The sequence below is a fragment of the Cellulomonas sp. SLBN-39 genome (assembly GCF_006715865.1).
GTDB lineage: Bacteria > Actinomycetota > Actinomycetes > Actinomycetales > Cellulomonadaceae > Cellulomonas.
Map to the genome: position 1 here is coordinate 366,555 of NZ_VFOA01000001.1, position 11,589 is coordinate 378,143.

The window sequence follows — 11,589 nt, forward strand, 5'->3', positions numbered from 1 at the left end:
GGACCGGGCCGTCGTCGTTCCCGCCGCGTCGACGGTCCACGACCGGTCGCGGACGCCGCAGCGGGCGGCGGCAGCCGGTCCGGCCGCCCGTGAGAATCGTTTCATCCAGGCCCCACACCCCCCGCCGGGTGGCTAGCGTGCCCAGCGCGCCCGACCGTCCCGGGACGCACGTCCGCTGCCGCACGTCGTCAGGAGCGCCATGCCCTCCCCCACCCCTGCCACCCACCGACCACGCCGGGCCCGCACCGCGCGCCTCGCCGCCGGTGCCGCCGCCGTCGCGCTGCTCGCCGGCGCGCTCGTCGCGTCCCCGGCCGGGCCCGCCCAGGCCGCCGGGTGCACGGCCACCTACACCGTCGCCGCGTCGTGGGGCTCCGGCTTCACGGGCAACCTCGCGTTCACGGTGGACGCCCCCGTCGACGGGTGGGAGGTGAGCTGGGACTTCGCGGCCGGTGAGTACCTGCTGCAGGGCTGGCACGCCGACACCACCACGACCGGCACCACGGTCACCGCGCGCAACCCCGCCTGGAAGCGGACGCTCGCGCGGGGCGAGACCTGGACGGTCGGGTTCAACGCGACGCACACGGGCCGCACCCCGGTGCCGAGCGCCGTGCGGGTCAACGGGGTGGCGTGCACGCTGCCCGGCGCGTCGTCGCCGACCGCGACGCCCACGGCGTCCGCCACGCCCACGCCGTCCGCCACGCCCACGCGCACGGCGACCCCCACGCCGACACCCACCCCCACCCGGACCGCGACACCGACGCCGACACCCACGCGGACCGCTGCGCCGACCCCCACGCCGACGCCGACGCGCACGCCGACGCCCACCCCCACGCCGAGCGCGACCCCGGCACCGGCCGTGTGGAACCCGCCGGCCTCGTTGGCGCCCGCGCTCGCCGAGGTCTGGGCCCACCAGGAGCAGACCTACAACAACGGCAACCTCTACGCCTTCAGGAACTACGGCTGGGACCAGGTGATCGCCAACGGCGGCTACCTCAACGTCTGCGTCCGCTGGGACTCGACGAAGCCGGTGAGCGCGGCGCTGCGCGACAAGATCGAGCGGGTCTACGCCGAGCAGTACCAGGCCTGGTTCGACCACCTCCTGAACGCCGACGGCTCGACGTGGAACAGCTGGCCGTACCGCGAGGTCGACGTCAAGGTCGTCGGCTGGGCGGTGCGCGACCGGTCGCTGCTGCAGTGGGACGACGCGGCGATGCCGGTGTACGTGGGCGACATCCGTGAGGACGCCCCGCAGTGCCCCGAGGACCTCGGGCGGTTCTTCCACCAGGACGGCCGGTACCCGGGCGGCGAGGAGCTGCACTACGACCAGTCGCTGTGGCTGACCGACGGGTTCGGCGGCGGCGCCGGCGGCGACTGGGGCCAGCGGATGGGCACCGAGTACTTCCTCGGGGCGATCGACAGCCCGTCGATCACGATCCTGCAGCACGAGATGGGTCACACGTTCGGGCTGGACGACTTCTACGACTGGACGCCGACGGGGGTCTCGAAGTTCGTCATGCGCGCCGGGTCGTCGGCGTCGATCACGGAGTTCGACGGCTGGATGCTGCGCGACTGGTGGCGCCACCTCAAGCCCCGCTACGGCCTGTGACCTGACCCGGCCGGACCACCCGACGGGCCGCCCCGCGCACCTCGCGCAGGGCGGCCCGTCGCCGTCCCCCCTGCCCCTTGCCCCCCTGCCCCCTGCCCCGCCCGACCCCGTCATGCCTGGCGACCCTCGCGCGCCGAGCCCGTCATCGGTGCCGGCGCCCCGCGCGGTCGCGTCGCCGATGACGGGGTCGGCGGGGAAGGCCCCGGGGGCGACGCGGGGCGGGGGGCCGGGGACGGTGGAGTAGGACGGACGTCCCGCTGCGGGCCCCGCGGGGGGCGCCGGGAGACCCCCGTCACAGCCCTCAGGACTTTCATCCCACGTTTCTGGGACCCCCTGTTCCTAGCGTCGGTACCAGCGACGGACGACTCCAGCGTCCGCCCCCCACCACCGCTACCAGGGGAGTCCTCGTGACCGAGACCACCAGCAAGAAGAGCCCCCGCGCGAAGGCGGCACCTGCCGCGCAGGAGGCTCCCGCCGGCACCGCGCTGGGCGTGGCAGAGCCCGACGCCGTCGCGGCCGCCATCGACCAGCTCGTCGCCAACGCCACCAAGGCGCTCGCCGAGTTCGAGAAGATGACGCAGGACGACGTCGACCGCTTCGTCAAGAAGGGTGCGGTTGCCGCCCTCGACCAGCACGGTCAGCTCGCCAAGCTCGCGGTCGAGGAGACCGGCCGCGGCGTCTTCGAGGACAAGGCCGTCAAGAACATCTTCGCGTGCGAGCACGTGACGAACTCGATGGCGAACCTCAAGACCGTGGGCGTGGTCAACGTCGACGAGATCAACGGCATCACCGAGATCGCCGAGCCCGTCGGCGTCATCGCGGGCATCACCCCGGTGACCAACCCGACGTCGACCGCGATCTTCAAGTCGCTCATCTCGCTCAAGACGCGCAACCCGATCATCTTCGCGTTCCACCCGAGCGCGCAGCAGTCGTCGATCGCCGCGGCCCGCGTGGTCCGCGACGCGGCCGTGGCGGCCGGTGCGCCCGAGCACTGCGTGCAGTGGGTCGAGGCCCCGTCGCTGGCCGCCACGAGCGCCCTCATGAACCACCCCGGCGTCGCGACCATCCTCGCCACCGGCGGCAACGCGATGGTCAAGGCCGCGTACTCCTGCGGGAAGCCGGCGCTCGGCGTCGGTGCGGGCAACGTCCCGGCGTACGTCGAGAAGACCGCCAAGCTCGCCCGGGCGATCAACGACATCGTCCTGTCGAAGGCCTTCGACAACGGCGTCATCTGCGCCTCGGAGCAGGCCGCGATCCTCGACACCGAGATCTACGACGCCGCGATGGCCGAGTTCACCAAGCTGCACGCCTACCGCACCACCCCCGCGGAGAAGGCCCAGCTCGAGCAGTTCATCTTCGGCGTCGAGGCCGGCGGCGAGAACTGCGCCGGTGCCAAGCTCAACCCCGCCGTCGTCGGCAAGTCGCCGGTGTGGATCGCCCAGCAGGCCGGCTTCACGGTCCCCGCGGACACCTCGATCATCCTCGCCGAGGTCTCCGAGGTCGGCCCGTCCGAGCCGCTGACCCGCGAGAAGCTCTGCCCCGTCCTGGCGGTGCTGCGCGCCACCTCGACCGAGGAGGGCATGTCCCTGGCCGAGCAGATGGTGGAGTTCGACGGCCTGGGCCACTCGGCCGCCATCCACACGCAGGACGAGGCGCTGACCGTCGAGTACGGCAAGCGCGTCAAGGCGATCCGCGTGATCTGCAACGCGCCCTCGTCGCTCGGCGGCATCGGCGACATCTACAACGCGTTCATCCCGTCGCTGACGCTGGGCTGCGGCTCCTACGGCCACAACTCCGTGTCGAACAACGTCTCGGCGATCAACCTCGTCAACATCAAGCGCGTGGGCCGGAGGAACAACAACTTGCAGTGGTTCAAGGTCCCCGCCAAGACGTACTTCGAGCCGAACGCGATCCGCTACCTCGCGGACATGCCCGACGTCGAGCGGGTCACGATCGTCACCGACGCCACGATGACCACCCTCGGCTTCGTCGACAAGGTCATCGACGTGCTCAACCGCCGCGGCAACCGCGTCGCGCTGCAGATCATCGACCAGGTCGAGCCCGAGCCCTCGGTCAAGACCGTCCAGGCCGGTGCCGCGCAGATGCGCCACTTCCGCCCCGACACGATCATCGCGCTCGGCGGCGGCTCGCCGATGGACGCCGCGAAGGTCATGTGGCTGCTGTACGAGCACCCCGAGATCGTCTTCTCGGACCTCAAGCAGAAGTTCTTCGACGTGCGCAAGCGTGCGTTCAAGTTCCCGACGCTGGGCGACCTGGCCAAGCTCGTGTGCATCCCGACCACCTCGGGCACCGGCGCCGAGGTCACGCCGTTCGCGGTCATCTCGGACCCCGACGCGGGCAAGAAGTACCCGCTGGCGGACTACGCGCTGACCCCGACCGTCGCGATCATCGACCCGGTCCTGACGTCCAAGATGCCGCGGTCGCTGGCCGCCGACTCGGGCTTCGACGCCCTGACGCACGCCACCGAGGCGTTCGTGTCGGTCTACGCCAACGACTTCACCGACGGCATGGCGCTGCAGGCCATCCGCCTGATCTTCGACAACCTGTCGCAGTCGGTGAACGGCGAGCCCACGGACCCGGCGACCAAGGACGCCCGCGAGAAGATGCACAACGCGGGAACGATCGCCGGCATGGCCTTCGGGAACGCGTTCCTGGGCATCGTGCACGCGATGGCGCACGTCATCGGCTCCACGTACCACCTGGTGCACGGCCGCACGAACGCCACCCTGCTCCCGCACGTGATCCGCTACAACGGCACCGTCCCGACCAAGCTCACGAGCTGGCCGAAGTACGAGTCCTACGTGGCTCCCGAGCGGTTCCAGCAGATCGCGCAGATGCTCGGCCTGCCGGCGGCCACCCCCGCCGAGGGCGTCGAGTCCTACGCGCAGGCCGTGGAGTCGCTGCGGGCGAAGGTCGGCATCCCGTCGTCCTTCCAGGCGCAGGGCGTCGCCGAGCAGGAGTTCATGGCGCGCCTCGACGAGGTCGCCATGGGCGCCTACGAGGACCAGTGCGCACCGGCGAACCCGCGCATGCCGATGATCGCCGACATGAAGGACCTCATGACCGCGGCCTACTACGGAACGTCGCTGGAGGACGTCCGGGGCCGCCGCGAGCAGACGGAGGGCTGACCGACTCCCCGACGGTCGCCCGGCTCCGCCCCACGGAGCGCTGGAAGCCGTCCTGCTCGCAGACGACGCCCCCGCCCGGCCCGCCACCGGGCGGGGGCGTCGCCCGTCTCGCCCCCGCCCGGTCCTGGACCGGGCGGGGGCGACGTGCGTCCCACCCCTGCGACCTGGGCAGATGAGAGCTCGATGAGCCGCTCGGGCGACCTGGACGAGCGCACGGCAGACTGGGCGCCCGACGCGCCGACCGGCGCGCACCCGTCCCCGCACGACGGGGCGACGACCAGGAGGACCTCGTGGCCGCCACCGCAGCACCCGTGACGCACCCCCGTTCCCGCGCCGCCCGCACCCGCCCCGCACGCACCCTCGGTGCCGCCGCCGCGACGGCCGCCCTGCTCGTCGGCCTGACCGCGTGCACCGACGGCGACGTGCAGCAGGCCGCCGACGAGGTCGCCTCCGCCGCGCAGGGCGCCGCCGACGAGCTCACGGAGGCCGGCGACGCGATCCAGGGCGCGCTCGCCGACGCCGACGCCCGCGCCCAGGCCGCCGGCGACCTCGTGGCCGACGCCCGCGCCCAGCTCGAGTCGCTCGACGCGGACGCCCGCGCGCAGGTCGACGAGGCCCTCACCTCGTCCGAGCAGGCCGTCGACGAGGCGACCGCGGCGCTCGAGCAGGTCCGTGACCAGGGCGCCGCGGCGTCGCAGGAGGCGATCGCCGAGGCGCAGCAGAAGGTCGCGGACGCCGAGGCCGAGCTGGAGTCCGCGCAGGCCGCCGCCGGCTCGGAGGCCGGGGGCGCGCTGACGTCGCTCGGCGAGGAGCTCGCGGGCCTCGGGGCCGACCTGGAGCAGGCCGCCCAGGGCTGACCGCCTGCCCGGGCCCGCCCCGACCCGGGCGCACCCGGGCAGGGTCGGGCGTCCGGGTGAACTTGGACGTCCACCCCGCCGCGTCGGTGCGTTCGGCGCCGGAGCTGCCGATCTTCGGGGTATGACCTCCCGAGAGCCGACGCGCGAGCTGCGACGACACCACGCCGAGTGGTGGGTCGTCGCGGCGTGGTCGTCGCTCGTGCTCCTCGTGGTCAGCGGACTGCTCGCCGCCGCAGGCGTCGCGCACTGAACCGGGTCCCGACGGCAGACAACCCCCCTGGTCTGCCGTCGGGCACCCGCCCTCCCCGCCGGTCCGGGTCCTGCGTATCCTCGGCCCGTGAGCACCCCGCCCCGGTGGCAGCAGGTCGCGGCCGCGTCCGGCCTCCTGGACGCCGACGGGGCCGTGCGCGCCACGGTCTTCGCCGAGATGTCGGCGCTCGCCGCCCGCACCGGTGCGCTGAACCTCGGGCAGGGCTTCCCCGACGTGGACGGCCCGCCGGCCGTCGCGCGCGCCGCGGCCGACGCGATCCTCGCCGGCGTCAACCAGTACCCGCCCGGTCCCGGGACGCCCGCGCTGCGCGAGGCCGTCGCCGCGCACCAGGAGGCGCGGTACGGCCTGCGGGTCGACCCGGACCGCGAGGTCCTGGTCACGACCGGGGCGACGGAGGCCCTGGCGGCGGCCGTCCTCGCGCTCGTCGGACCCAGCGACGAGGTTCTCACGCTTGAGCCGTTCTACGACTCGTACGCCGCCGTCGTCGCCCTGGCCGGCGCCCGTCACACGACGGCGCCCCTGCGTGCGACCCCGGACGGCTTCCGCCTCGACGTCGAGGCCCTGGAGCGCGCCGTGACACCGGCGACGCGCATGCTCCTGCTGAACTCCCCGCACAACCCGACCGGTGCGGTGCTGGACGCGGACGAGCTCGCCGCCGTCGCCCGGGTCGCGGTCGCGCACGACCTGCTCGTGGTCACCGACGAGGTCTACGAGCACCTGGTCTACGGGGTGCCGCACGTGCCGATCGCCACGCTGCCGGGCATGGCCGGGCGGACGCTGACCGTCTCGTCGAGCGGCAAGACGTTCTCGTTCACGGGCTGGAAGATCGGCTGGGTCACCGGGCCCGAGGCGCTGGTCACCGCGGTGCGCACGGTGAAGCAGTTCCTCACGTACGTCTCGGGCGCCCCGTTCCAGCCCGCCGTGGCGGGTGCGCTGACCGACCCCGCGGCCCTCGCGTGGGTCGACGGGCTCGTCGCGTCGCTGGCCGCGCGGCGGGACCTGCTGTGCGCGGGCCTGACGGCCGCGGGCTTCGACGTCGTGCGCCCGGACGGCACGTACTTCGTGCTGGCCGACCCGCGCCCGCTGGGGTTCGACGACGGGGTCGCGTTCACGCGCGAGCTCCCGGCGCGCGCGGGCGTCGTGGGGGTCCCCGTCTCCGCGTTCACGCACGACGGGTCGGACGCCGGCCGGGCGCTGCGGCCCTTCGTGCGGTTCACGTTCGTCAAGCGCCAGGACGTGCTGGAGCAGGCGGTCGAGCGGCTCGCGGCGCTGCGCCCCCGGTGACGGACGGCTCCCGTCAGAGCCGGGTCCAGGCACCCCCGCGGCGGAACGCCGGCGTGGCCAGGGCGAGCACGAGCAGACCGACGACGGCGGCGGCGAACATCACCACGGCCATCGCGACCGCGTCGCCGCCGAGCAGCCCCGAGACGGGGCTGACGACGCCGGCGACCCCGGCCTGCAGGGAGCCGATGAAGGCCGCGGCCGTGCCGGCGACGGCGCCGTGACGGCTCAGCGCGACCGCGGACGCGTTCGGCGGCGCGAGGTTGACCAGGGTGAGCACGAGCCACAGGACCACGAGCAGCCCCCACATGCCGCCGGCCCCCGTGAGGGCGACGACCAGCAGCACCCCGGTGAGCACGACGGTGACCACCTGCGCGACCCGCAGGATCCGGATGGGCGCGACCCGTCGCACGAGCGCGGCGTTGACCTGCGCCCCGAGCACGAGCCCGACGCCGTTGACCGCGAAGACGACCGCGAACTCCTGCTCGCTGAGGCCGTAGCCCTGGCGCAGCACGAAGGGCGAGGCGACCACGTAGCTCATGAGGACGGCCATCGCCAGGCCGGGCATGACGGCCAGCGCGACGAAGTGCCGGTCGCGCAGCAGCGCCGCGTACCCCGCGAGCGCGGTCCGCACCCCGCCGGGGCGGCGGCGCTCGGGCGGCAACGTCTCGGGCATCTTGACCAGCACGAGCACCCACAGGGCGACGCCGAAGACGGCGAGGGCGACGAAGACGGCCCGCCAGCCGGCCTGCCCGGCGATGAGCCCGCCGAGGGACGGGGCGAACAGGGGTGCGACGCCGATGACGAGCATGAGGCGCGACATGAGACGGGACGCGTCGGAGCCCACGAACCGGTCGCGGATCAGCGCCATGGCCACGACCGTGGCGGACGCGTTGAAGAAGCCCTGGGCCACGCGCAGCGCGATCAGCGGGCCGATCGCCCCGACCAGCGCGCACAGCAGCGACGTGACGACGTGCAGGGCCACGCCCACGAGCACGGGCCGGCGGCGGCCGAACCGGTCGGACAGCGGGCCGACGACGAGCTGGCCGACGGCGCCGCCGACGAGCATGCCCGTCATGGTGAGCTGGGCGGCGGTCGCCGAGGTGCCGAGGTCCGCGGCGACCTCGGGCAGCGACGGCAGGTAGATGTCGGTGGACACCGCGGGCAGGGCCGCCATCGTGCCGAGCAGGAGCACGTACCGGGCGTCGGGGCGGTAGGTGGCGCGGGGTGCGTCCGCGGCGGTCGCGGGGGGCGTCACGGAGGCGGCGGCCGGGTCGACGGCCGTCGGGTCGGGGCGTGCTGAGGGGGGTGGTGCGCTCGTCATCCCCGCCATCGTCGCACCGCGTCCGACCGCCCCGCGAATCGATTCGACGTGCCGCCGGTCACGGTCGCGCCGCGCCCTGCCCCGCGGACCTCCACCGCGACCCGGGGCACCGCGTCGGTGCCCCGTGAGAGCGTGGCGGCATGTGCGGTCGCTACGCGTCGTTCCGGGAGGACCAGGCCCTCGCCGACGAGTTCGCCGTCGCCGTGGTCGCGGACGACGTGCGGCTGCTGCCGCCGTCGTGGAACGTGGCACCGACCGACGGCGTGCGGATCGTCGTCGAGCGCGCCGACCAGGCGACGGGCGAGATCACGCGCCAGCTGCGCGTGGCCCGCTGGGGCCTCGTGCCGTCGTGGGCGAAGGACCCGTCGGTGGGGGCCCGGATGATCAACGCCCGCGTCGAGACGCTGGCGCAGAAGTCGGCGTTCGCCCGGCCGCTGGCGACGCGACGGGCCCTGCTGCCGGCGGACGGCTACTACGAGTGGCAGGCCGCTCCCCCGCCGGCGACGGGCGCGAAGGGCCGCACGCCGAAGCAGCCGTTCTTCCTCACGCCCGCGGACGGCTCGGTCGCGGCGCTCGCCGGGCTCTACGAGTTCTGGCGCGACCCCTCCAAGGATGACGACGACCCGGCGCGCTGGCTGGTCTCGGCGACGGTCGTGACCCGCGCGTCGACGGGGCCGCTCGCCGCGATCCACGACCGCCGTCCGGTGCTGCTGCCGCACGACGTGCACGACGCGTGGCTCGACCCGGCGACCGGTGCGGACGCGGCCCGGGCGATCCTCGACGTCCCGCCCCCCGCGCTGGTGGCCACGCCCGTCTCGACGCGGGTCAATGCGGTCGCGAACGACGGCCCCGAGCTGCTCGACCCGGTCGAGCCCGCTCCCTGGGCGTACGGCGGCCCCGACGCCTGACGTCCCCGCCGCTCAGGACCGACGGCCGTCTCAGCGGCCGCCGGCCAGCGGGGGGCGCAGGGACCAGGTCAGGCCCTCGAGCTCGTGGGGCACGCCGGGGGCGCGCTCGAGGCGGTAGGGCTCCAGGCGTCCGACGCCGGCGAGGTCGCGCTCGCCCTGCGCGGTCAGCGTGAAGCGCGGGTCGTGGGCGAGCACCTGCGCCGTCGCGGGGTCCGTCAGCACCGAGCTCGGCTCGGCGGTGTCCGTCAGGCGCGCGGCGACGTTGACGCTGGGGCCGAACACGTCGCCGAAGCGGGACAGCACGCGCCCCCACACCAGCCCGACGCGCACCGGGGTGACCCCGCGGGCGCCCTCCACGAGGCCGCCGGGTGCGCTCTCGGCCTCGAGGTCGATGGACCCGCCGAACGCGTCGGCCAGGCCCACGGCGATGAGCGCACCGGTCGCGGCGTCGTCGGCGATGAACAGCACGGCGTCGCCGATGGTCTTCACGACGCGCCCGCCGAGCCCGGCGACGACGTCGCGCGCCGCGGCCTCGAAGCGCTGCACGAAGTCCGACAGGTCGGTGGACCCGAGGCCCGCGGTGCGGCGCGTGAAGGAGACCATGTCGGCGAACCCGACGGCGCGGGCCAGCGGCAGCCGCGCGGGGTCGGTGGCGGTGCCGCGCACGTCGCCGAACTCGGCGCCGTAGCGGGCGGCGATCGACGCGAGCTGACGGCGCCAGGAGTGCACGAGCTGGGCCTCGAGCACGGGGGCGAGCTCCTCGAGCCGGTCGAGGACGAGGAGCCGGGCGGTGGTGTCGTCGAGCTCGTAGCGCACGGCCATGTCCTCGACGAGGGCCTCGACCTGCCACAGCGCGAGCCGGTCGGAGGTGTGCCCGAGCGCGCGGGTCAGGCTGACGACCGTGCCCAGGTCGAGGCCGTGCTCGCGCGAGAGGTCCACGGACCGCGCGAACGCGTGCGCGTCGGCCTCGGTGAAGTTGCGGACGTCGGGGTCCACGGCAGGCAGCCCGAGGGTGCGCCAGTACAGCAGGACCCGGTCGACCTCGACGCCGTGGCGGGCGGCGACGTCGCGCGCCGTGAGCGTGCGCGGGCCGCCGAGCAGCGCCGTGTCGAGGTCGTCCTGCGTGCCGGACGCGGGGGCTCCGGACGTGTCGGCGGCGCCGGTCCCGGGCCTGCCGAGGGGCTCGTCGTCGCTTCCAGGCACGGCGGCAGGGTAGTCCACGTCCCCGTCAGGCACCCGGGACCTGCTGCTCGTCGCGGGAGGGCGCACCCGCGCCCGCGGGCGGGCCGGAGCGGACGTGGCGGACGTCGCCGGCGTGCACGGTGCGCACGGTGCCGTCGACCTCGACCTCGAGGGCGCCGTCGTCGGCCAGCCCGCGGGCCGTCCCCGTCAGCGTGGACCCGTCCGGCAGCTCGACGGCGACCTCGCGGCCGAGCGTCGCGCACACGGCCGCGACGTCGTCGGCGAGGCCCGAGCCGACGGCGTCGCCCTCCGCCTGGGCCCAGCGGCGCGCGACGTCGTCGAGCGCGGAGACCAGGGCGACGAGCACGGTGGTCCGGTCGACGTCGTGGGCGCCCGCGAGCGCGAGCGACGTGGCGGTCGGCACGGGCAGCTCGTCGGCGCGCTGGTCGACGTTGACGCCGATCCCGACGGCCACGGCGGGACCGTCGGCGTCGACGGCCTCGGCGAGGATCCCGGCGACCTTGCGCGCGGTGCCCCAGCCGGGCAGGTCGTCGACCCCGGGGCCGAGGTCGACGAGGACGTCGTTGGGCCACTTGAGCACGGCGGGCACGCCGACGGTGGCGCGCAGGGCCCGGACGGCCCCGAGCCCGGCGAGCAGCGGGAGCCAGCCGAAGGTGGCGGGGGCGGAGCGGGGGCGGGCGACGAACGTGCAGGTCAGCGCGGCCCGCGGCGGGGTGCTCCAGCCGCGGCCGACGCGTCCGCGACCGGCGGTCTGGTGCTCGGCGACCAGCACGGACCCGTGCGGCCACGACGCGGGGTCGGCGCGCAGGGCGGCGACGACGTCGGCGTTGGTCGAGGCCGTCGCGTCGACCACGTCGAGCCGGGCCAGGGGGCCGGCGGGTGCGAGCAGCATCGCCCGCAGCGCCGCGACCTCGAGGGGCGCTCGCTCGCTCGTCATCGGGCCATCATCCCCCGGGGCTTGTCGGATGCCCACACCCGCGGCCGGGCAAC

Annotated in this window: 9 protein-coding genes; 6 read left to right on the forward strand and 3 right to left on the reverse strand. The window is 74.9% G+C overall.

Translation table 11 applies throughout. The features are described from left to right. Positions 1–199 precede the first annotated feature (199 nt). The 5 genes from FBY24_RS01660 (at position 200) to FBY24_RS01680 (ending at position 7,167) form a co-directional block, all read left to right on the forward strand. Positions 200–1,606, forward strand: a complete 1,407-nt coding sequence (locus FBY24_RS01660) for a cellulose binding domain-containing protein (RefSeq protein WP_142157516.1) — start codon at positions 200–202, stop codon at positions 1,604–1,606. Between the two features lie 407 nt (positions 1,607–2,013). Further along, positions 2,014–4,755: a bifunctional acetaldehyde-CoA/alcohol dehydrogenase gene (adhE, locus tag FBY24_RS01665; RefSeq protein ID WP_370510959.1), complete on the forward strand. Its 2,742-nt coding sequence runs from the start codon at positions 2,014–2,016 to the stop codon at positions 4,753–4,755. Positions 4,756–5,045: 290 nt separating this feature from the next. Next, positions 5,046–5,612: a hypothetical protein gene (locus tag FBY24_RS01670; protein ID WP_142157518.1), complete on the forward strand. Its 567-nt coding sequence runs from the start codon at positions 5,046–5,048 to the stop codon at positions 5,610–5,612. Positions 5,613–5,733: 121 nt separating this feature from the next. Next, entirely contained in the window at positions 5,734–5,862 is a 129-nt protein-coding gene (locus FBY24_RS01675) for a molybdopterin oxidoreductase (RefSeq protein ID WP_140459904.1), read from the forward strand. A gap of 87 nt (positions 5,863–5,949) precedes the next feature. Further along, complete coding sequence (locus FBY24_RS01680) at positions 5,950–7,167, forward strand: pyridoxal phosphate-dependent aminotransferase (protein WP_142157520.1); 1,218 nt, start codon at positions 5,950–5,952, stop codon at positions 7,165–7,167. A gap of 13 nt (positions 7,168–7,180) precedes the next feature. On the opposite strand, the gene FBY24_RS01685 is transcribed toward FBY24_RS01680, so the two are convergent. After that, positions 7,181–8,488 carry a multidrug effflux MFS transporter gene (locus FBY24_RS01685; protein WP_142157522.1) on the reverse strand — a complete coding sequence of 436 codons (1,308 nt, stop codon included), beginning with the start codon at positions 8,486–8,488 and terminating at the stop codon, positions 7,181–7,183. Positions 8,489–8,628: 140 nt separating this feature from the next. Here FBY24_RS01685 and FBY24_RS01690 point away from each other — a divergent pair, with 140 nt between their 5' ends. After that, positions 8,629–9,396 (forward strand): SOS response-associated peptidase, encoded by a 768-nt coding sequence (locus tag FBY24_RS01690; protein WP_142157524.1) that lies wholly within the window; start codon positions 8,629–8,631, stop codon positions 9,394–9,396. A 30-nt stretch (positions 9,397–9,426) separates the two neighbouring features. Here FBY24_RS01690 and FBY24_RS01695 read toward each other — a convergent pair whose 3' ends face one another. Continuing rightward, entirely contained in the window at positions 9,427–10,599 is a 1,173-nt protein-coding gene (locus FBY24_RS01695) for an adenylate/guanylate cyclase domain-containing protein (RefSeq protein ID WP_142157526.1), read from the reverse strand. 25 nt (positions 10,600–10,624) lie between these two features. Continuing rightward, on the reverse strand, positions 10,625–11,536 hold the full coding sequence (locus tag FBY24_RS01700; protein WP_142157528.1) for a biotin--[acetyl-CoA-carboxylase] ligase: 912 nt from the start codon (positions 11,534–11,536) through the stop codon (positions 10,625–10,627). Between the last annotated feature and the right edge of the window lie 53 nt (positions 11,537–11,589).